Origin of the sequence: Zooshikella ganghwensis DSM 15267 (assembly GCF_000428585.1) — a bacterium.
Taxonomy (GTDB): Bacteria; Pseudomonadota; Gammaproteobacteria; order Pseudomonadales; family Zooshikellaceae; genus Zooshikella; species Zooshikella ganghwensis.
In genome coordinates, this window is sequence record NZ_AUAF01000021.1 from 32,034 (window position 1) to 55,327 (window position 23,294).

Below are 23,294 nucleotides of genomic sequence, written 5' to 3' on the forward strand. Positions count from 1 at the left end.
TTTCATTGGTGTAGTGAATCGTTATGATAACAAGCTGGTATTACCTATTTTCTTACAAGGTAAAAGGAGTTCGCCTTGAATAAGTTCGCTGAAGCAGTCATGTTTTTCAACACAAAAGGCATTTGCAAACAAATGCTTATGTCTGAGTTTGAAGCAGTTCTTGACGGTGTCGTTCATTTAGAAGAATTTAAAACTCAAACAGTTAAAGGTGCTTACGTGCAAATTGATGCAAATTTGCATGTAACTGCGGCTGTTTTATTCCTCTTGGATTTTGATCGAGAGGGTATGGCAGATCGCAGCTGGAATGTGCCATTAAAGCATATGTCATCTGTGGCTGATAAAGGCCCTAACTTAGGTGCAGGACCTATCCGGCTGGCCACTCGGACTAATTGTCCTGTGAACTGGCATCATGCCAGTCTATGGGACTATCGTCAGAATGCTTCAGTTAATGAACTTGTGCTACTAAAAGCGGCCGCTAAACGTAACCGGTTGCGCCTTTTTACAGACATTAATAACACAACTGTCGTTAAACTGGTTCAAAACAATGAACCAGAGCCAACTCAGTTAGCTGCGGCTCGTGCTATCAAGGCAGTTAAGTTGCATGAAGAAAAACTGGCTAAACTGGCATTGCAAAGCAAAGAAGAAATAGCGCGTCTTAAGCAACAGTTTAGCCACGAGCTTGCACGTTATAAGCAAGAATTAGCGTTAGCAAAGCAAGCTAATGAACAGTTAGCTAATAAAAACCGCGCACTGGTTATGAAACTTGAAAATCAAAAACAACAGTTTCAAGAAAGTCGTAACGAAATGACACAGCTGCTAAAAGAAATTGAGCAGCAGAGCCGTGCAGAGCTGGCAACAATGCAGCAGCAATTAGAGTTTCAGATTAGAACTAAGGTTCGTTCTGCAACGCAAGAGTTAAAAGAGCAGCTACGTGCTAAAGAAGTTGAGCAAGAGTATTTAGAAGAGCTTGATAAGCAGCAACAAACTGAAATAAAAGACTTACATAAAGAAATTGCTCGTTTGCAGAGTGGTAGCCCTCACCAACTGCTTGATCAGCTGGCTGCAAAAGGGGTGATATTTGTTGCCTATCATCCAGGTGTTGGGCATGTCACTATTCCACTCAACGAAGTAGAGCGTTATCTAGAAGATAATATTGCTTATGTTGCGGCAAAGTGTTTTGTCAGCAAAGAGCACTATTTAAAGTGGCGTCGTCACTATGAATCGTCACGATGTGAAGCGGCAGGTGAGGATGGAAAGAGCTGCGGCCAGCCTGTCAAGCGTATTGATATGCCAGGGCAGTTTATCGATGGTGATTCAAACCGCTGTGAGCATCATAAAAATGACAAGGAATCAGCCCCAAATAATGTAACGGATTTACAGCTGGCTTAGTTTAGAAAATTTAAGCAAGCTAGTATTTTGGGCTAGTTTTGGTAATACCAGTTGCAGTGCATATAATAGGGTTTTTATAATACTTATCCGATTATGTGCACTGACACTTTTAACTCTCAATTCCCCACATTTATACCTCCCTTTCAGTCACTTTCTCACTCTTTAGCCCGTGAAAAAAATATTCAACTGGACGTGCTGCGTTTGGATTTAGTACACCCAAAGATTTCAGGTAACAAGTGGTATAAGTTGAAATATAACCTTAGAGCAGCAATTACCCATGGTGCTGACTGTATTGCGAGCTTTGGAGGTGCTTTTTCAAATCATATTCATGCCTTGGCAGCGGCAGGCTCATACTTGGGGCTTGAAACAATGGGCTTTATTCGAGGGCATAAGCCCAAGTTGTTATCTCCAACACTTAAAGATGCCGCTGAGATGGGGATGCAGCTCATTTATTTGGATCGAGCGTCTTATCAGGAAAAACACCTGCCTGAACAGCGAAGCATACTGGCAAATCAGTTTATTGATAACAGTAGATCTGTTTACTGGGTACCAGAGGGGGGAAGTAACCTTTTAGCAGTACAAGGTACACAGGAAATTGCCGAAAATGAACAGGTAAAACAGTTTGACTATATTTTTGCAGCCTGTGGTACGGGGGGAACATTAGCAGGGTTAATAAAAGGTGCTGCTAATCATCAACAAATTATTGGTGTGCCTGTGCTTAAAGGTGGGGGATTTCTTCAGGGTGTTATCGAAGGCTTTTTACGGGATTCAGGGCTTGAAGAAAAAAAACAGTGGCATTTATGGCTAGATGGTCACTGGGGAGGCTATGGCAAAACCAATGAACAGCTTCACCAGTTTATTTTATCAATCGAAAAGGACTATGCTTTGCCATTAGATCCTATTTATACAGGTAAGCTTGTATGGCGAGTGCTTGAGGGCATAAAGCGAGATGAAATACCAGCAGGAAGTCGAGTGCTCATCATTCACAGTGGAGGTTTACAAGGGCGCAGAGGATTTCCACAATACTATAAATGAAGTCTTTTACCTTTCTTGTGAAGAGGCTATTGCCTTATCTAACCATTGGTCAGCAACAACAAAAAAACGCCTTAACTCATTAAAAAAATGACGCCCTTGATAGCAGGCTGCAATTAACTGTGGTGGTTGAGCCAGCGCAAACCGTTGCAGCATGGACTGCTGTAAAGCTGCGTCACTCATAAAGCCTTTTATTTCATTGGTAGCTTGCCGATGAACAGTGGAAAGCCACTCTAATTTGGCGAGAGGAATATACGCCAGTTGATCTTTTAATTTGTATGACTCAGTGAGGGTCGCTAAATAATCAGTTAATTTGCTGACAGAGACCCAATCGCCGGTAAGATGCTGAGGGTTGGCCTGTTTGGGTGGGGGACAATACTGTTGATAAGGATAAAATAAGTAACCTTGTAGCATACCTTCTTTTATAGGCTCATTCTCTTGTAATGGTTGTCCTGTTTGCTTAGTTAACTGCTTTAACTCTAACTTTGCTGCTGGTTGTTCACTCAGTCTTAATTGCTTAGTCAGCATTTTATTGACTTTGAGATCAAGCCTATCTTGACAGTTAGGTCCCACCCATTGATGCCATGAGCTTGATTTTTGTTTTGTTTGACTGGGCACACCTAAATAAAACTTCACAGCAAGTTCACGATGTATCCAATGATTTACTGTTTGATCAAAGTAAAGTAAGTCAAACTCTCCTAATGTTCGGCCTGCAGAGTGGACTGGGATATTATGTTTTAGAAAGTGAACCTTTGGTTGATGTTGTAATAACGTATGGACCAGCGTTTCATAATAATGCCCAAGACGGTAGTTTTGTTTCTTTTGTAACGCTAACTGAAGTACTTCAAGTTGATCTTGTTGCCAAGAGATGGTGTGGTCGCAAAAAGGTCTTTCTAAAAAGAAAGGTGAAGCTGTATTAGTTTGACCATAAGGCAAGAGAATAACAGGGGATTGATTAATCCACTGTAAGTCTTGAAATAACTGTTCAATTCGGTAAGTCATTAGTAATCAGTATTTTAGGCTTGTAGATTGAGATACCCTCATAACTCAAACATATATGCACGAAAGCTATATTATGCATATGTTGTTTATTTTGCCTATAGATTAAGAGTACCGCACAACTTAAAGTTATTAAACAAAGCGTAATAATTCAGGTTTTAGCTGCAAGTAATTCTAGAAGGTAGACATTATGCGCTGAGCCAGTGACAATCAGTCAAAACAAGTAGCCTGTTATCACGGAGTGTTATGGAGCAATTTAAGCATGTCGGTGTTATCGGTCGACTAGGCAGTGCAGAGGTCGTTGAGACTCTGAAGCGATTAAAAAAATTTCTGCTCTCTGAAGGGGTCCATGTCATTTTGGACAAACCTCTTGCTGATGTTTTACCTGGGCATGGGCTTCAGGTGTGTAGCCATAATATGATGGGTGAGGTTTGTGACTTGGTAGTGGTTATCGGAGGCGATGGAAGTATGCTTGCCGCAGCAAGAGCACTGGCCCGCTACCGAGTGCCTGTGCTTGGTATTAATCGAGGGCGGCTAGGCTTTTTGACAGATATTCACCCGGATGAAATCGAGCAGCGTGTCGGTGAAGTACTGGCGGGTAAATACATCATGGAGAGCCGCTTCTTATTGCAAGCTGTGGTTAAGCGTCAAGGCCAGCCTATTGGCCAGTCAGATGCATTGAACGATGTTGTGTTACACCCTGGTAAAGTTGCGCGAATGATCGAGTTTGAAGTTTATATAGAAGGGCAGTTTGTCTATAGCCAGCGCGCAGATGGTCTTATTATTTCAACGCCTACGGGCTCAACGGGTTATTCTTTATCAGGTGGCGGTCCAATCATGCATCCCAAACTCGATGCCATTGTGGTCGTACCTATGTTTCCGCATACTTTGACCAGTCGTCCCCTTGTGGTGGATGGCAACACAGAAATCAAAATTGCTATTAGTGGACACAATACCACCTACCCACAAGTTATTTGTGATGGTCAGGTGCATATTCCAGCATCACCCTCTGATACCATTACCGTGGCAAAGAAACCACAGCGTCTAAAACTCATCCACCCCTTGAACCATAATTATTATGAAGTGTGTCGACGTAAACTAGGGTGGGGCAATCGTTTAGGAGAGGGATGAGGTTGAGATTTATATGAGTTGGATTACGGCAGATACTGCTGATGGGTATGACTTAATTGGTGATATTCACGGCTGTGCTCGTGCATTAGTGCTTTTGTTAAAAAAGTTAGGTTATCGACAATATCGTGGTTGCTTTCGCCACCCTCGACGCAAAGCCATATTTATGGGAGATATTGTAGATCGAGGCCCTCGTATACGTGATGCACTCCATATTGTAAAAGACATGGTTGATCATGATCAGGCGCATATTGTCATGGGTAATCATGAGTTCAATGCGTTAGCGTACTGTACACCAGCACTTGAGGGCAGTGGACGATCATACTTGCGAGAGCATAACCCTCGACACCACCGTCTCATTGCGGAAACTTTAGAACAATTTGCTTGTCACCCTAAAGAGTGGCAAATGTTTTTACAATGGTTTAAAGAGCTGCCCTTATTTTTAGAGTTTGCTCAATTTCGGGTGGTGCATGCATGTTGGGATCAACGACTGGTAGAGGCTTTTTGGAGCCGCTATCAGCGAGCAACTATTGACGATGATTTTTTACATCAAACCATTGTTTCTCGGAGCTTTGAAAAGTACTGCGTTAGTCGTCTTATTCGTGGCATAGATATTCCACTGCCAAAAGGCATAAAAATTGAGAGTAAGGATGGCTATATTCGCAATAGGTTTCGTGCGCACTTTTGGCATCCTGACCCAGAAACATACCAGGACGTTATCTTTCAGCCAGATCCGTTGCCACCAGCCGTGGCAGCAGAAATGCTCACAGCTGAAGATAAAAACCGCTTGTTTGTTTATGAGCTAAACGAAAAGCCTTTATTTGTGGGGCATTACTGGCAAATGGGCGTGCCACACCCCATTCGTCCAAACATTGCATGCCTTGACTACAGTGCAGTTAAATACGGCAAGTTAGTGGCTTATCGTATGGATAATGAAACGGTATTAGATAAAAAGAAGTTTGTATGGGTTGAAGTGGAGCCGCGAAGCCCTTTTGTGCCTCGCTAAAAGGAAGAATAGCTATGATGCGATTGCTTGAGGTCCCTGCTGAACAGGACTTACGTTCATTCTCATTGTATTTGTTTCACCAGGGGGTGAAGCACAAAATCACTGAAGAATCGGGGCAGCAAGTATTATGGCTGGTGACAGAAGACCAGCAACATCAGGTTTCACACTGGTTTCAGCAGGTTCAGTGTGGGGAGTTAGATTTATCACGTTACCAGGCTGTGATTGATAATCCTCCGCCACAACCTACTCAAAGCGCACAGTTCTCAATCAGCCAGTTAAGCCTTTTCCCAATAACAGCCTTTTTCTTAGTCATTAACTTATTTGTAGCCGCGATGACTGGGCTTGGTAGTAACTATCAAGTCGTGTCGTGGCTGACCTTTGTAGACTTTACCCTAATAGGCAATTATGTATTAGCTGCATCAATGGGTGATGTGTTTACAAACCATCAATATTGGCGTTTGTTGTCACCAATTTTCCTGCACTTTGGCTGGCTCCATATCATCTTCAATATGCTTTGGCTCTATGTGCTGGGCCGGCGTATCGAAAACAAAGACAGTAGTGGCCTTATGTTTGGCTTAGTGCTATTTGTCGGCTTTCTTTCTAACCTTGGACAATATTTAATGTCAATGGACCACCCCATCTTTGGTGGTTTTTCGGGTGTTGTTTATGGCTTGTTAGGCTACTGTTGGGTGAGAGAAAAGCTGGCCAACGTGAGCTTTTCCATCCCTCAAAGTATCTATATGTTTATGCTCGTCTGGTTGGTGATTGGTTACTCAGATATTTTAGCTGTGATAGGCTTTGGTAATGTGGCAAATACAGCCCATACCGTGGGTTTATTAGCTGGTTGCTTGTTTGCGGCATTTCGAGGCCGTTATAATCCAGATAATGCGCTTCGATGTTAAAGCACCTCTAAAAGGCACTTTTTTCGTGATAGCTGAGAGAATCTATGGACTTTTCGCAACTCATTAACCAAATTGATGCAGATACCTACCAGCGCTTAAAAACGGCAGTAGAAATTAGAAAGTGGCCAGATGGTCGTGTCCTTGAACAATCTCAAGTTGAGCTTTGTTTGCAAGCGATCATTGCCTACGAGCACAAGCACTTACCTGCAGATCAACACACGGGGTTTATGAGCCAGCAATGTGCCAGTCAAGCCAAGCTAGACACTGAGCAAGCGGATCGTCAGCCACAGACTGTAAAAATAAAGTAATAAACCTTCTCCCGTGATTTATACAAAACCTAAATAAAAGGTATAAGACCTTTATCGGTACAAAAAAAGGAATAGCCTGTTTTGAGTGATGTTTTATCTCAGTCAGTAACCACCGCATCGCCAATATCTGGTCAGCTGCAAAAAATGAAATCACAACTCGCAGACCCAGTGATGTATCAATTACCCGTGGGTGAATCACTAGTTTCATTAAATGAGTTGTTGGGTCAGCAAATAACACTGAAGTTTTTAGGGGCTATTCATTGTATTGCCTGTGGTCGGAAAACCAATAAAAGCTTTAATCAAGGTTATTGCTTTCCATGTTTTAAAAAGTTACCCCAGTGTGACAGCTGTATTATGTCTCCTGAAAAGTGCCATTATGATCAGGGTACCTGTAGAGATGCGACTTGGGGTGACCAGTTTTGTATGACTGATCATATTGTTTATCTGGCAAACTCATCAGGGGTAAAAGTAGGTATTACCCGCCTGTCACAAGTCCCAACACGCTGGATTGATCAGGGGGCAACCCAGGCATTACCCATTATGCGGGTTGCTACACGACAACAGTCGGGATTGGTTGAAGCCGCAATGAAAGCCTTTGTAGCGGATAAAACTAACTGGCGAACGATGTTGAAAGGGACTTCAGATGAAGTTGATTTGGTGAACAAGCGGGATGAATTGTTTGCCCAGTGCGCTGAGACCATAACATCGCTTCAGCAACAGTTTGGGGTACAGGCATTACAAGCCATAACAGATGCCAAGCCATACACTATTAATTATCCGGTTTTACAGTACCCAGTGAAAGTCACAGCGCTTAACTTTGATAAACAATCAGAAATAACGGGTACGCTGTTAGGTATAAAAGGTCAGTATCTGATAATGGATATTGGGGTGTTAAATATCCGCAAGTATACGGCATATAACATACAGTTCAGCATTGTATAATATTTACCCTTTGCGATATAACGATAAGATTCTAAGAGAGAACAGCATGAAAGACGCTCAGCCTCGGACAATTTATTTAAAAGATTACCAGGAACCAGATTACTGGATTGACCAAACAGACTTAACCTTTCATTTAGGTGAAGATCACACAGATGTGACTGCCGTTTTGCAGGTACGCTTAAATAAAAGTAAACAACATGAACATTTACCTAACCTGGTGTTAGATGGCACTGATATGCAACTTCTGTCGGTAAGTATTGATAATCAACCAATCGACAGTAACCAGTACACAGTGACAACAGAAAACTTAAGTTTGCCTGTGAGCAAAGAACAATTTGTGGTGACTATCAATACCCGCATAAAGCCACAAGAAAATACATCACTTGAAGGGTTATACCGTTCGAATGATATGTTTTGTACGCAGTGTGAGGCAGAAGGGTTTCGTAAGATCACGTATTACCTTGATCGTCCTGATGTCATGGCTAAGTTTTCAACGACAATTATTGCTGATCCCAAAAAATACCCTGTAATGCTTTCGAATGGTAACTTGGTTGCCGATGAACATTTAGCTGATGGCTTGCGTAAAGTTAAGTGGGAAGACCCCTTTAAAAAACCCTGTTATTTATTTGCGTTGGTTGCTGGTGATTTGGCCTGCGTGGATGATGAGTTTATTACCCAGTCGGGTCGTAAAGTTGCGCTTAAATTATTTACTGAAGCGGCCAATGTCGATAAATGTGCTCATGCGCTGTTATCACTCAAACGATCAATGAAGTGGGATGAAGATGTCTATGGTCGTGAATATGATCTGGACATTTTTATGATCGTGGCTGTGGATCACTTTAATATGGGAGCCATGGAAAATAAAGGCTTAAATATATTTAACTCATCGTGTGTGTTAGCCAAGCCTGAGACAGCAACTGATGGAACCTATCAGCGCATTGAAGCGATTGTTGCCCATGAATATTTTCATAACTGGAGTGGTAACCGTGTAACCTGTCGGGACTGGTTCCAGTTAAGTTTGAAAGAAGGCTTTACCGTTTTTCGGGATGCAGAATTTTCGGCGGACATGAATTCACGACCAGTGAAGCGTATTGAAGATGCAAACTTTTTACGCACCATGCAATTCCCTGAAGATGCTGGTCCTACTTCTCACCCTGTACGTCCTGCGTCGTATATTGAAATTTCTAACTTTTATACGCTAACTGTCTATGAAAAAGGCGCTGAGGTTGTGCGTATGATTCATAACATTGTGGGTAAAGAAGGCTTTAGAAAAGGCAGTGATTTATATTTTTCGCGACATGATGGACAGGCAGTAACCACAGAAGATTTTGTTAAGGCCATGGAAGAGGCGAATAATGTTGATTTAACACAGTTTCGCCGTTGGTACACCCAGTCTGGAACACCTGTAGTACAGGTGTCGGATAATTATGATGCGGCTAATAAACGCTATACATTAACCGTGAAGCAAAAATGTCCTCCCACACCAGGACAAGTAGAAAAAGCACCTTTTCATATCCCATTTGCTGTTGGGTTGATTGACTCATTGGGTAATGATATGCCGCTTGATGAACAAGGTAATACGACACTTGTTTTAGATATTAAAGAGGCTGAGCAAACGTTTACCTTCAGCAATATCAACGAGCAGCCGTTACCGTCATTGGCAAGAGACTTTTCAGCCCCGATAAAAGTTGAGTACCCTTATACTCGTGATCAACTCATGTTTTTAATGAGCCACGATAATGATGGCTTTAACCGTTGGGATGCAGGTCAAAAACTGGCAGTTGATATTATAAAAGAGCTTGTTGAGCACCAGCGGGCAGGAATGACGCTAACATTGGATGAGCGTTTAGTTACCGCTTATAAGTCATTATTGACCAGCGCTTCGCTGGATAAAGCGATGCTCGCCAAAATGCTTGCTTTGCCAAGTGAAGACTACATTGCAGAAGAGTGTGATGTTATTTATCCACTTAGCATACACGTGGCACGTGATTTTGTGCGCCGTACGTTGGCGATGAAACTACACAAGCAGTTTAAAGCCTGCTATGCCGCCAATAATATTGAAAAAGCCTATCAGCCTACGGCAGATGATATTGCTGAGCGTAGCCTTAAAAATATTTGCTTGAGCTATCTGACTCTCGCTGATGAGCAAGGCATAGAGCTGTCTTGGCAGCAATACCAGCAGGCAAACAACATGACGGATCGCTTTTCTGCCTTGAGTATTTTAGAAAATGCGGTGTCTGTTAAAGCTCGAGACTATGCGGAACAAGCACTCGCTAGCTTTTATCAGCAATGGCAGCATGATGTGCAAATGATAGAGCAATGGCTATCTGTGCAAGCAGGGGGTGAGTATACGGATCTCGAAAAAATACACCAATTAATGCAGCATGAAGCGTTTGATATGAAAAACCCAAATAAAGTCAGGGCATTGATTGGGGTATTCGCTAACCGAAATAAAGTACATTTCCATCGGGATGATGGGGCAGGTTATGCTTTCCTGGCTGATCAGGTGTTAGTACTTAACCGTTTAAATCCACAAATGGCCTCTCGTTTATTAACGCCTATTACTCGTTGGAAGCGATATGATGAAACCCGTGGTGCGCTAATGAAAGAACAACTGCAGCGTATTATGAAAGAAAAAGACCTTTCGAAAGACGTCTATGAGATAGTCTCTAAAAGCTTGCAGTAACTAACCCCCTCCTAACCTCCCCCTTCAACAAAGGGGAGGGACTGAATGAGAGTTTAAAGTGGCTTCGGTATTTTATTCCCTCCCCTTGGAGGGTGTCGCAAAAGGTTATGAGCGAAGCAAAGACAAGGAAAAAATCAGCGAAAAGGCGGAGTTTATACTTAATAAATGAGTACTTTGAGCCGATTTTTAACGCTGTATTTGCAAGTGCAGTAGTTTTGCGACAGCCTCCCTGGTAAGGGGAGGGCCAGGGTGGGGTTTAAGATATGTCACAAAAGTCGAAGGATTTATTTTTGTTCCTCGTGGATAAAATAATTGTCTAACAATTTGTTTTTGTTTATATGTAAGACACTGTTTCTATCTTTTTAATACCTGCTTTTTTTCTTACTTAAGTACTGCAACTGTTACTTTTATTCTCATATTGAGAGTACCTTTAAAAATAGTGATTTTTTTGCAAGAGCAAGGAAGCACTGCACGGAGAACCGCAGTGTATAAGGAATACATGAGGATTTGAGTACAGTGCTGACACAGCTATTACGAAAAAAGTGCATTTTTAGCGGTGCCCTCGATTATGATCTGCTCTTGCTGAACGGTAGACAGTCAATAGGTCATTTTATTTAAAAAGTGATCTACTACATAAAAAACTAATAAGTCGTTAGCTGTATCATGTAGGTGTAGCAATTACTTGTCCCTTGGACAAGGTAACAGATTAGAGGGGTTAAAAGAATGTGGTTTGCTTAATAGTTAAACAGTTGGTATCGTTTAAACGTTCGTTTTTACTAGACTGTATTGCTCAAAAGTTTCATAATGTAACAAATTTATAAAACAACAATGGACTGAGATAAGTTAATAGGCATTACTCAATAATTTTTTACATATTTCATTGCGAAGCTATTAACATTGAATAAAAAAAATAAGAAGATAGTATATAGCTCACTTTGAGGGCTTTATATGATGGTAAATAGAAAATCATAAAAAGCTAATTCAATGTGTTCACAGTAAACATTGAAAAATTTAAGTATGAATGTACTGAGATAACAAAAATAATTAGGAAGTTGGAGCTGAGCGTAATAACCAAAAAGAGCTATTTTAAGTAATAAGAATTAATAACTTTGCTTGGTGTACCCATTATGATGGGTATAGTAGTTCAATTTGGATAACTAGGGGACAATAACAATAAGGTAAGGATACGATTATATATACCTAAAACGAAAGTTTTTTAGTGGAGGTCGTCAAGCGATGAAGCCCCCAGTGCTTATATCAATAAGTGACTGGAGTGAAGAGCGCAGACAACAAACCCTAAAATTGATTCGTGAAGGGTATAAATAAGATTGGGTGTGAAAAAAAATAATACTCAAGTAAAAATTTATACCTTATCTATTGTATTACTCTTAAGACTTTAAGTCGGATATACGAGTGTATTAGCCGATGGATTATTGTATCCAAAGAAAAGGCTATTTTTAACTCGGTATTCATAGTGATATATACAGCTATTATTATGTTAGTGTGGCTTCTTACTTTTAAGGTAAGTATGCCCATAATGAAGGGTATATATTACGATCAAACTGCTCCTACGTGGTTAATTTATTAAGTTTTACTTTAATGATTTCCACCCTTCCTATAAAGACCATGCTACGGAGCGATCCATGAACAACACAAATAGCCTGCCTGTACGCCTGTTATTTGCACCCGCAAAAGCAGGATTTGCCTTAGCCAGTTTACTTGCCGTTATGCCTGCCCAGGCGTTTGAATTTGACTTAATGGAAGGAGAGGTAACCGGTTCATTAGATACTACCTTATCCTATGGCGCGATGTGGCGAGTTGAAGGTAGAGATACACATACCTATGGTAACGACACCGAGCCAACCCATGATGATGTAAATACCAACGATGGTAACCGTAATTTTGATACGGGAATGGTGTCTAGCGTCTACAAAATAAATTCAGAACTTAAATTGAATTATAAAAACTATGGTGCATTCGTGCGTGGTCGTGCATTTTATGACACCGAAATAATGGATAAAGACACAGACTGGTCTGATACCAATGATCGGTTTAATCGTAGATTTCCTGGCTACTTTGATCAGGCAGGTACCAATAGAGCTGCAGATGCATTTGACAGTGATGTTGAAGAGTTAATTGGCAAAGACGCTTCAATTATGGATGCATTTGTATTTGGTAGCTTCCATATTGGGGATATGCCTTTAGATGTCCGGTTTGGTAAGCAAGTACTGAACTGGGGGGAAGGTATTTTCTATCGTGATGGTATAAATACCATTAACCCGATTGATGCTGCACAATTTGCACTGCCGGGTTCAGAGCTTAAAGATGTATTAATTCCACAAATGGCGCTATCGTTTAACCTAGGTCTTACTGAAAACCTCTCCATGGAAACGTACTACATGATGGAGTGGGATGAGAGTATTGTACCGCCGGTAGGGTCTTATTTTAGTAATAATGATATTTTCGCTGATGGTGCAACGTTTGGGTATAATGAACTTACAGATTCTGCAGGAGATAAGTTGTCTCCTGCTGCTATAGCATTGTTAGATGCCGGTGGTGTGAATTATAATGGTGATTATTTAGTAGTTGCAGACTTGAGAGGAAAGCAAAATGCTAAAGATGGTGGTCAATGGGGAGTTAATTTTAAATATTTTGCTGAAGAGTTAAATGAAACTGAATTTGGCTTTTATTTTGTAAATTATCATGCTCAAGTACCATATACTGCAGCAGGCATTCGGAATGGGTCAGTCTTAGAAGCTGTAAACAACCCATTTCTAACAATACCATTTACACAACTACTACATGTGCTTTCCAATGGTGTTTATGCTGATAGAGTTTATCCTGAAGATATTAGAATGTTTGGGCTAAGTTTTAATACAACAGCTGGTAATACTTCAATTGCTGGTGAGTTGACTTATAGACCCAATATGCCTATGTGGATTGATCATCCAGATGATTTAGTGTCAGGTATTAGCCGAAACCTTCCAACAATTATTGGTACTGTTACAGGAACAGGTTCTGAAGCAGGAATTTGTACAACGGTACAGCTATCTCAAGGGCGTCCAGGCAATTTTGGCTGTGTAGGCCAAGATTATAAAAACTATGAGCGTGTTGAGTTATATACAGGCTCTTTAGTATTTATCCATAATTTTGGCCCTCGTTTTGGTTTTGATAATTTTATAGCTGTCTTAGAGCCATCATTTGAGCTGGTATCAGGTATTGGTGGTAATTACGATTCCTTTGCGGCTAAAGGTTCTAGTCCTTACGATTCTCGAAAATTTTCCGGGGACTATACACCTGAACACGAACGCTTAGACCGCTTTAGTTGGGGTTATACCACCGTATTTTCAGGTCAGTGGAATGATGTATTTGCAGGTGTTAACTTGAACCCGATTTTACGCTTTAAGCAAGATGTGCAAGGTAACTCGCGTGTTACAGGTAACTTTATGGAAGACCGTAAAGCAGTAACTTTGGCATTAAATGCAACGTATATGAATTCTTTAGAAGCAGGTATCAGTTATACCAACTTTTTTGGTGCAGAGCGGCGTAATAAATTGAATGACCGTGATAATATAGCATTTACAGTTAAGTACTCATTCTAAATAATAAACATATAAAATTAGCATTAGCCAATGTGTAGCGCCCATATACGCGGCATCAAGTGGTGAAGTGAATGAGCTTATTAGGAAATAAGTGATTGAGCTGACAGTTAATTGCTCCTGCATTAACTGCATTTCCAGCATCCTTGGTGGTCAAGAGCGAAGATAACAAAGTAGATGGGTGCTTTACGAAGACTAATAGAGAGCCTGCTATGAAAAAGAACGTAATTTATATCGGTGCTGCTGTGGCAGCACTGACTTTAGCAATTCAAACGGCTACGGCTGCCATTAGCCCACAAGAAGCGAAAAAATTAGGCACAACCTTAACGCCTATTGGTGCTGAAAAAGCGGGAAATGCGGATGGCACGATTCCCGCTTGGACAGGGGGGATAACCAAAAAAGATATTCCCGCGTCATATAAACGTCGTGGACAGCATTATCCTAATCCTTGGACGGGAGATAAACCTCAGTTTTATATTACCGCTGAAAATCTAGCGAAATATAAAAGCAAGTTAACAGCCGGGCAGATTGCGTTATTTGAGGCTTATCCAAAAACGTTTAAAATGCCAGTTTACCAAACGCGACGCTCTGGTTCGTTACCACAGCATGTGTATGATAACACCCTTAAAAATGCAACAACTGCTACATTAGTCAATGGCGGGAATGGCTTTAAAGGTGCCTATGCCAGTGTGCCGTTTCCCATTCCTAAAACTGGTTTAGAAGCTTTATGGAACCATATTGTTCGTTACCGTGGTGAATACGTCGTTCGTCGTGCATCTGAAGTTGCAGTACAGCGTAATGGTGACTATACATTAATCACTGCACAACAAGAGGCGGGTTTTAATTTTTACTACCCAAAAGGCAGTGAAAACACGTTAGATAATACCATTATTTATTATCTTTCATTCACCACAAGTCCTGCGCGCTTAGCCGGTGAAGCGGTGTTAGTACATGAAACATTAGACCAGGTTAAACAGCCACGCCAAGCATGGAAGTACAATGCTGGTCAGCGGCGAGTGCGTCGGGCACCTAACCTTGCGTATGATACGCCAATTTCAGGTGCAGATGGTTTACGTACCGCTGATGATACAGACATGTTTAACGGTGCTCCAAATCGTTATGAATGGAAATTGCTAGGGAAAAAAGAAGTTTATATTCCTTACAACAACTATAATGTGATTAGCCCTGATCTTAAGTATGAAAATGTATTGGCAAAAGGGCATATCAATCCAGAACATACGCGCTATGAATTACACCGCGTTTGGGTTGTAGAAGGTACCTTGAAAAAAGGTGAGCGACATATTTACTCCAAGCGTACGCTTTACCTGGATGAAGACAGCTGGGGCGCAGCCGTGGTTGACCAATACGACGGACGCGGAGAATTATGGCGTGTTAGCATGGCGTACTTATTAAATAATTACGATCTGCCTACTACCTGGACTGGATTAGATGTATTCCATGATCTACAAGCCCGCCGTTACCATGTACAAGGTATGGCAAATGAAGAGCGTAATTATGTAGACTTCTCACGTCCAATTCCTGACGATAAATACTTTAAACCCAGTACCCTCCGTAGAAGAAGTTATCGTTAAACCCCATTTTAATCCCCCACCAACCTCCCCCTTAGCGTAAGGGGGAGGTTTTTTTATTATTATAAGTTGAAGTATTATATTATTTGGCTTTAGAGCGGAATGTAACCGTTGTTGTTTTGTCTACAAATGATACTTGATCTACTTTTTCCTCTGCGGTATGACTGTTGTTTTGGAAAAAGGAGACTTTTGTTGAGGAAGAGCTAAAGCTTGATAAAATGCTGCCTGGAATAGCAAGGAAGTTTCCACTAGAGAAATTTGATGCAACAGAGGCTAATACGCTGTCTTTATCTTTAACAAGGGATCCAAGCAGGTTTTTATCAAAGGTAAATTTACATGCATCGTTAAATGCTTTTACTGTATCAGCCGGCTTATTGTTCTCTGGGGTTGAGTCATCATTATTGCTGACTGAAGATGGGTTGTTTTCGTTTGCAACCGCTTCCTCTGCTTTGGCTTTAACTTCTGGTTTCGCACAATCGCCATTGTTTAATAAGTCAGCTAATTTACCAACACCTGTTTCTGGGGCTGTAGGTAAGGTTAAATTGGTTCCAAGATTGTTAAAAAGGGATATCTGTTTAAGTACACGATTTAGTAGTGTAGCCTTAATATCTTTAGTAAGTTTATCTTGTTCTTCTGGTGTCCAGCTGAAGTAACTGTCATCGGCATCAAATTTGATATCAAATATTTCTTTTGAATTTTTATCCTCTATTATCTCATGCTTTGCTTTTGAGCTAAAAAAACCGCCTTTACTTTTTAGTTTTTCTATGCGTTTATAAAGTGCTTCTAAGTTAAACTTGGCGGTATATTTTCTTCGTACCTTAGGATGATAGTTATAATCCACGCGGCTACTAAGATAGCTCATAATATTTTTAGATATATCATCAGGTGTGCTTAGGTCGTCATTTAGTATGTAACAAACAGCCGGTACACTAAGCGTCATAGATGCACTCATACTGTCGCTAAAACCAACGGATGCAGGATTTAAGCTGATAGGTTTATTTTTTAAAGGCTCAATTGTTTCACCTTCAGGTGGGTTAATCACTGAACCTTGGTTTAAGCTAACACCCGCTAATGAAGTAGCTAAAACTAAAGGCGCTTTATTTATTGTTAAATCATCAGAGCGAAGGTTAATGCTGAATGTTGCTTTTGAAATGGGTATTGATTGCCAATTAATATTTAAGCCATTATTTAAAAACTGATATTTGTTAATTAAATCGTGCCAATCTACATAGTATTCAACAGCGATATCTCCACCAGGCAAACTTCTTACCTCTTTGTAAATGTTATCCATTTGTTCAACTAGTCTATTTATATCATTGCTAATACCTTCTATTGCTTCTAGATCTTTTTGGTATTGTAGTTCTTTGTCGGCTTCTGATTTAATATCAATTTCTAAGTATCCTATTTTTGCTTCAAGGTCAAAACGTTCATTAATGAGGGGGTCAAGCTTAGATTTCTGTATTTTTTCAACTTTTCTATATAACTCTTGGACGTTATCTTTGTGGGGCTTACAGTCTTCTTCAGTATTTAACGGGCTTTTCTTACATTTTTTGTAATCTTCAAGAAAAGGTTTTATTTCAAGCTCTATTGAGTATGTTTCCTTTTCAAGGATTGCCTCTTTTGATTTTATTGCTTCCACTTTTTTTTCTAGGAAATCTATTTCTGACTCTAGATTTTTCAGGTTGCTTTCTTTTAAATTAAGTTTGTATTCATTTACTCTTTCTTGTTGTAGTGAAATTATGCTAGAGCGAGTCTCATTCAGCTTTGCGCTCTCTTTTAATATGGAACAGTTTCTATAACTTTCTGCTCCAACAGTTAAATTGATTACTCTAAATTCTCCAAAAATAGGTGGTGTAACATATGCTGTCTTACATAACTCATCAAAGTAAACTCCGGTACCCAGTAAAGGATGATTTATTGTTTGAGGACAGTTATTTTTATAAAGAGGCCCGTTTGTCGCAAATGTTGAGCTTGATATTGCTATTAAAATACTCGATGCAAGAATATTATTTTTCACTATAGTTCATCCCAGAAATAGCTATCTTTTGTCTATTTATTAAACGTTTTAACTGATCTATACTGTTTACAAAGTAGTATTTGCTATTTGTGCAATAAGTGGCGTATTATAAAAGTTATTCTATATTTAATACAGCGTAGATTGTTTTATCTTTTTTGTTGCTGTTAAAGAAATGCATAGTTAAGCTAATCACTGCTAGAAGGAGTGATTACAATGTTTAAAAATAAAATAATTGAAACTATATATGAATAAAAAAGTCTCCATTATTGTTGCTTTTGTGGTACTCTTGTTGGCTGTTGGTATATACCTGAATAGTACGTCGAGTGCAGTAAATAATAACCAAAAAAGGGTTGTTGTTACTGATGCTGAGAAGATGAAAAGTGATGATGCAGGAAAGCCTCGTGATGAAGTATCAGTGACTGAGAAGATCATAGATTCTGACCAACAGGGGGCCAGTGTTTCATCTTTAATCATTTATGGTTATGACATTAATCAGCCAATCGGTGAGCTTGATCGTAAGCAAATAAAGACACAAATTGAAGATTTAGAACATGCTGTTGAATATAACGATCTGATAGGGCGTATTAATAATGGTATGGCTTCTCCTGAAGAAGCTGAGCAGTCTGCTAAAGTATTTGCGCGTCTTTCTAAGCTGAGAATGGCAGAAGTACAATATATGATTGAAGACTTGGGTCAGGATTTTGCAGCTTATGAGGAAGAACATAAAGAGCGTCTGGAGGCTTACCGTGCTAAGAAAAAAGCTGAGCAAACTGAGTCTGATGAAATAACAGCGCTTGATATTTTGGAGTAGTAGTATTTTTATGGGGAGTAGCGAAGAAGGCTTCGCTACTTAAATGATAAAGTAATATCAGTACTAAAAATGAATAGGTTAATACTATCAGAGTTAAAAGCGCTAACGTTTAAGCGCAAGTGTTAACCCATCAGCAAATGGCAGTAAGCTTAAGTCTATCCTTTCATCAGTTGATATTTTTTTATTAAGTGCCCGTAAGGATTTAGTTTCTGTGTCCGTTATTGATGAATTTACCACTGCTCCAGACCACAGCATATTATCGAGTAAAATTAGGCCACCTTTTCTCACGAGTTTAAGGGCAAACTCATAGTAAGTGTCGTAGTTTTCTTTATCAGCATCAATAAATGCAATATCAAATGAGCCTTCAAGCTTCTCATCAATGAGTTGTTGCAGGCTGTCTTTGGCACTGCCAATCATGGTTGATATTTTGTGTTCTACACCTGCTTGTTGCCAATACTTTCGGCCAATATTCACCCAGTCAGCATTGTTATCACAGGCGATAAGCTCTCCATTATCAGGTAGTGCCTGTGCCACACATAAGGAGCTATAACCTGTAAATACGCCAATTTCTAGGGCTTTTTTAGCTTGCATTAAGCGTACAAGTAATGCCATGAATTGGCCTTGTTCAGGCAGGATTTGCATATTGCACTCAGGCATTTTTAGTGTTTCATTTCTGAGGGCTTTGAGCGTATTGGTTTCACGAAGGGATATGTCTCTGACATAGGTTAAAATATCTTGAGTGATTTTGAGGTGATGAATCATTGACTTCGTCCTTGTATGAAGTTCCTTAAGGGTAAGCCCTTCGCTGCGGGTTTATTTTGTTAATATATACAATAAAAAATTTATTTCACTCATATTAAAGCGCTTATATTGGTAATATTACTTTACTGTTAGACAGCTTTGCTGTAAAGAAATCATTACTATTGGCCAATTTTTTTCATTGTCGTTAAATTACTTCCCTTTATTCAGTAGCCATATAGGATTAACAGCGATATTATAACGGACGTTTAAATTTAGATTCGCCAAATTATTCGTGGAACGATGTACCAATATACTGTGGTGTAACCACATAGATACAGCCAAGACAATTATAAAAAAGACTGAGAGAAGGGGTTGGCATATGCGAGTAGCCGATCGGGTAGGCTCTGCTTTGAGTGCGCTCAAACATAGCTTGTCTAAAGTGCCTTGTGTAGGGCTAACGGTGTGTTTACTGTTTGCGTTGATGATAACTGCCCTACGAGCAGAAGAAAACAGTACGAGTACACCTGTTGAGTTTGCAGAGTCATCAGTATTAGCCCAGCAAAAACTATTAATTGATGTGACAACCGCTGGACCCAGTGGTCGATTGGTTGCTGTAGGTGACCGAGGGCATATTCTTTATTCGGACGATGATGGTGATACTTGGGTACAGGCTAAAGTACCTACCCGACAGTTGTTGACAGCGGTTCATTTTGTATCAGCTAAACAAGGTTGGGCAGTAGGGCATGATGCATTGATTTTAGCAACGACAGATGGAGGTCAAACTTGGCAGGAACAATATAAAAATCCTGCTGCTGAGGCGCCTTTGCTTGATGTATGGTTTAGTAGTGAATTTGAAGGTTTTGCAGTCGGTGCTTATGGACAAATAGTGCGCACCAGTAATGGTGGAAAGAGTTGGGAAGACTGGTCTGATCATATCGAAAATGAAGAAGAATTTCATTTTAATAGTATTACAGGGTTGAAGAATAAGCGGGAGATGGTCATCGTTGGTGAGGCTGGAATCGTTTATTTTTCAGTTAATCAGGGTATGACATGGCAGCGCCTGGATAGTCCATATGAAGGGTCATTATTCGGTGTTATTGCTAATGGTGAGCCACTGAGCTTTGTTGCATTTGGCCTGCGTGGACATGTATTTCGCTATGATGGTTCTCTAAAGCAGTGGTCAACGGTAAAAACTCATACTGAACAAAGCTTATTTGGCGGTCAATATATTGCCGATGGCCGGCTGGCACTGGCTGGGAATGGTGGTGTTTGGTTAGTTAGTAATGATTATGGTAAGCGGTTTAGTTTACATAAGCAGTCTGATAGAAAGCTTGTGTCGGGTATTACAGAAACGGCTGATGGTCAATATATTTTGGTGGGGCAGGGGGGCATTGTAAAAACCATTCCCCAGGGAAATGATCTCGCAATACGCCCATAATTCTGGCTGACATTGGAGGACCCTGCTATGTCTCCTGTACATCATAAAGATTCTGAAGTTGTGTTAGAGCGCTTATTTTTTAATAACCGGCTCTTTGTTTTAATTGTGTTTGCTTTGGTGACGGTTTTTTTGGGTTACAAAATGACTCAGGTAAAGCCAGAAACCAGCTTTATGAAAATGATTCCTACTGAACATCCTTTTATTCAAAATATGTTGAATAATAAGGATGATCTTGAAAATTTAGGAAATTCAATTCGTATTTCTGTAGAAGCCAAACAAGGTGATATTTTTTCAGCTGATTATATGGCTGTATTACAAAAAATTACGGATGATGTATTTTATTTGCCTGGTGTCAGTCGGGCAGGACTAAAATCGTTATGGACGCCAAATGTACGTTGGATAGAGGTTACAGAAGACGGGTTTGAAGGGGGACCTGTTATTCCCCAAAGTTACGATGGCACTGAAGACAGCTTAAACCTTTTGAGGGAAAATATATTAAAGTCAGGTCAAATTGGCCGGTTAGTGGCCAATGATTTTAAGTCCTCAATTATTGAGGTTCCACTATTTGATAAAAATCCAGAGACAGGTGCTGCGCTTGATTATGAAGAACTTTCTAAAGCCTTAGAACAGCAAATTCGCCAACGTTATAACTCAGATTTTGTTGATATAAAGATTATTGGTTTCGCTAAAAAAGTAGGTGATTTAATAGAAGGTATTGGTTCTATAGCCTACTTTTTTGCAATTGCTATTGGCATAACATTAATACTGTTATTGATTTATTCTGGGTGTTTGAAAAGTGCTATTATTCCTTTAATTTGTTCTGTGATTGCGGTTGTTTGGCAACTAGGTTTACTGTCTTGCTTTGGTTATGGGCTTGATCCTTACTCAGTATTAGTCCCTTTTTTAGTTTTTGCTATTGGTATCAGTCATGGTGTACAGATGGTCAATAGTATGGGTATTGAGTCATCATTAGGTGCTGATCGCTTGACCGCGGCCAGGCGGACGTTCCGAGGACTTTATATACCTGGTATGCTTGCTCTGGTTTCTGATGCTATTGGTTTTTTAACGCTTTGGGTTATAGAAATTGATGTCATTCGCGATCTGGCGGTTGCTGCAGGAATTGGGGTCGCAGTCATTATTTTTACGAATTTATTTTTATTGCCAATACTGTTGTCTTATGTGGGGGTCAGTCAGCGAGCGATTCGTAAAGTACAGAAAAATAGAGAGCGAAAAACACGCAGCTGGGAGTTATTATCTTATTTTTCACACCCTGTTGTTGCACCTATTTCAATCGTTTTAGCTATTGTGGGATTTAGTTTAGGGCTTTATTGGAGCAAAGACCTAAAAATTGGTGATTTAGACCCTGGCGCACCAGAGTTGCACCCTGACTCTCGTTATAATCTGGATAATGCGTTCATCACGCGTAATTATTCTACGAGTGCTGATGTGCTTGTGACAATGGTTGAAACGCCAAAAGAACAGTGTTCGTCTTATGCAACCATGTCTGCTATTGATCAGTATATGTGGCGTATGGAAAATGTGCCTGGCGTCCAGTCTGCTGTTTCTTTAGTGACAGTTTCTAAGCTGTATATTAAGGGTACAAATGAAGGTAATCCCAAATGGCAGACTTTGGCGAGAAATCCTTATGTACTAAATGCTTCGATTGCTCAGGCCAGTCAGTTGTTTAATACGGATTGTAGCTTGGCTCCCGTACTGGTGTTTTTAGATGACCATAAAGCTGAGACATTAGATCGGGTTGTAAAGGCGACCGAAGCATTTGCAACAGAATATAATTCACCTGAATTACAGTTTAAACTAGCGGCGGGTAATGGCGGAATTGAGGCAGCAACCAATCAGGTTATTGAGTCTGCACAAGATAAAATGCTGCTTTGGGTATATGGTGTTGTGAGTATTTTATGCTTGCTTACCTTTCGTTCTTTGCGTGCAGTTGTTTGTATTATTATCCCTTTGGCACTTACCTCTGTATTATGCCAAGCTTTAATGGCCTGGTTAGGGATAGGTGTTAAGGTTGCCACATTACCTGTCATTGCATTAGGTGTTGGCATTGGTGTTGACTATGGTATCTACATTTATAGCCGTTTAGAAAGCTTTTTAAGGCAGGGCAAAAACTTACAAGAAGCTTACTATGCAACGCTTCGTACGACAGGTAAGGCGGTAAGCTTTACTGGTGTAACATTAGCGATTGGGGTGGGAACCTGGATTTGGTCGCCTATTAAGTTTCAAGCTGATATGGGTATTTTGCTTACATTTATGTTCTTATGGAATATGTTTGGTGCGCTCTGGTTATTGCCAGCCCTAGCACGCTTTTTTGTGCGGCCTGAACGTCTTAGTACTGTTATTACAGTAAATACCCAGCAGACGACTGACTCAAAAAAAGCGGTAGCTTAACGTATTAATATGTTGAAAAAATAGGAAATAAAAAAACCGCAGTTTCGGATAATAAGTGCAATTGGCATTAGAGAAGCCAGCTGATAGAGTTTGCGCTTCTCCCGACCAAGAGATGAAGCATTGTGAACTACAATCAGCTGACTGAGCATGAACGATACCAGATTTATTCGCTTTTAAAAGCAGGATTAAATCAAAAAGAAATTGCTAAGAACTTGGAACGAAATCCATCAACCATCTCTCGTGAGTTGATGCGTAATAAAGGACTTCGAGGATATCGTCCCAAACAGGCACAGCAGCT

At 40.2% G+C, this 23,294-nt stretch carries 17 protein-coding genes; 14 read left to right on the top strand and 3 right to left on the bottom strand.

The window, feature by feature from the left end; all coding sequences use genetic code 11:
• Positions 1-75 precede the first annotated feature (75 nt).
• Positions 76-1,389 (top strand): hypothetical protein, encoded by a 1,314-nt coding sequence (locus F607_RS28545; RefSeq protein ID WP_051311042.1) that lies wholly within the window; start codon positions 76-78, stop codon positions 1,387-1,389.
• Between the two features lie 93 nt (positions 1,390-1,482).
• Positions 1,483-2,424 (top strand): 1-aminocyclopropane-1-carboxylate deaminase/D-cysteine desulfhydrase, encoded by a 942-nt coding sequence (locus F607_RS0107215; RefSeq protein ID WP_051311046.1) that lies wholly within the window; start codon positions 1,483-1,485, stop codon positions 2,422-2,424.
• 6 nt (positions 2,425-2,430) lie between these two features.
• Here F607_RS0107215 and F607_RS32610 read toward each other — a convergent pair whose 3' ends face one another.
• The gene (locus F607_RS32610) at positions 2,431-3,423 is read right to left on the bottom strand and encodes a DUF1853 family protein (protein ID WP_051311048.1); all 993 of its coding nucleotides are present in this window, start codon (positions 3,421-3,423) and stop codon (positions 2,431-2,433) included.
• Positions 3,424-3,666: 243 nt separating this feature from the next.
• Between F607_RS32610 and F607_RS0107225 the strand changes: the two genes are divergently transcribed.
• From F607_RS0107225 to F607_RS0107265, 8 genes are all read left to right on the top strand, one after another.
• Positions 3,667-4,551: an NAD(+) kinase gene (locus tag F607_RS0107225; RefSeq protein WP_027707555.1), complete on the top strand. Its 885-nt coding sequence runs from the start codon at positions 3,667-3,669 to the stop codon at positions 4,549-4,551.
• A gap of 13 nt (positions 4,552-4,564) precedes the next feature.
• Positions 4,565-5,554, top strand: coding sequence for a metallophosphoesterase (locus tag F607_RS0107230; protein ID WP_027707556.1), 990 nt, complete (start codon positions 4,565-4,567; stop codon positions 5,552-5,554).
• 14 nt (positions 5,555-5,568) lie between these two features.
• Positions 5,569-6,456, top strand: a complete 888-nt coding sequence (locus tag F607_RS28555) for a rhomboid family intramembrane serine protease (RefSeq protein WP_051311050.1) — start codon at positions 5,569-5,571, stop codon at positions 6,454-6,456.
• A 44-nt stretch (positions 6,457-6,500) separates the two neighbouring features.
• Entirely contained in the window at positions 6,501-6,764 is a 264-nt protein-coding gene (locus tag F607_RS28560; RefSeq protein WP_038290462.1) for a YeaC family protein, read from the top strand.
• A gap of 81 nt (positions 6,765-6,845) precedes the next feature.
• On the top strand, positions 6,846-7,706 hold the full coding sequence (locus F607_RS0107245) for a DUF2797 domain-containing protein (RefSeq protein WP_338112611.1): 861 nt from the start codon (positions 6,846-6,848) through the stop codon (positions 7,704-7,706).
• Positions 7,707-7,752: 46 nt separating this feature from the next.
• A complete protein-coding gene (pepN, locus tag F607_RS0107250) occupies positions 7,753-10,392 on the top strand; it encodes an aminopeptidase N (RefSeq protein WP_027707558.1) in 2,640 nt (879 codons plus the stop codon).
• 1,643 nt (positions 10,393-12,035) lie between these two features.
• Positions 12,036-13,994, top strand: a complete 1,959-nt coding sequence (locus F607_RS0107255) for a DUF1302 domain-containing protein (protein ID WP_027707559.1) — start codon at positions 12,036-12,038, stop codon at positions 13,992-13,994.
• A 209-nt stretch (positions 13,995-14,203) separates the two neighbouring features.
• Positions 14,204-15,583 (top strand): DUF1329 domain-containing protein, encoded by a 1,380-nt coding sequence (locus F607_RS0107265; RefSeq protein ID WP_027707560.1) that lies wholly within the window; start codon positions 14,204-14,206, stop codon positions 15,581-15,583.
• A gap of 79 nt (positions 15,584-15,662) precedes the next feature.
• Here F607_RS0107265 and F607_RS0107270 read toward each other — a convergent pair whose 3' ends face one another.
• On the bottom strand, positions 15,663-17,597 hold the full coding sequence (locus tag F607_RS0107270; protein ID WP_027707561.1) for a hypothetical protein: 1,935 nt from the start codon (positions 17,595-17,597) through the stop codon (positions 15,663-15,665).
• Between the two features lie 244 nt (positions 17,598-17,841).
• Here F607_RS0107270 and F607_RS0107275 point away from each other — a divergent pair, with 244 nt between their 5' ends.
• A complete protein-coding gene (locus F607_RS0107275; RefSeq protein ID WP_027707562.1) occupies positions 17,842-18,408 on the top strand; it encodes a hypothetical protein in 567 nt (188 codons plus the stop codon).
• Between the two features lie 102 nt (positions 18,409-18,510).
• Here the strand turns inward: F607_RS0107275 and F607_RS0107280 are convergent, their stop codons facing one another.
• Positions 18,511-19,170 (bottom strand): O-methyltransferase, encoded by a 660-nt coding sequence (locus F607_RS0107280; RefSeq protein ID WP_051311052.1) that lies wholly within the window; start codon positions 19,168-19,170, stop codon positions 18,511-18,513.
• Between the two features lie 358 nt (positions 19,171-19,528).
• On the opposite strand from F607_RS0107280, the gene F607_RS0107285 reads away from it, so the two are divergent.
• The 3 genes from F607_RS0107285 to F607_RS28570 form a co-directional block, all read left to right on the top strand.
• Entirely contained in the window at positions 19,529-20,587 is a 1,059-nt protein-coding gene (locus tag F607_RS0107285) for a WD40/YVTN/BNR-like repeat-containing protein (protein WP_051311054.1), read from the top strand.
• Positions 20,588-20,614: 27 nt separating this feature from the next.
• On the top strand, positions 20,615-22,996 hold the full coding sequence (locus F607_RS28565; protein ID WP_051311056.1) for an efflux RND transporter permease subunit: 2,382 nt from the start codon (positions 20,615-20,617) through the stop codon (positions 22,994-22,996).
• Positions 22,997-23,118: 122 nt separating this feature from the next.
• The coding region (locus F607_RS28570) for a helix-turn-helix domain-containing protein (protein ID WP_038290466.1) at positions 23,119-23,294 on the top strand (176 nt) is incomplete at its 3' end.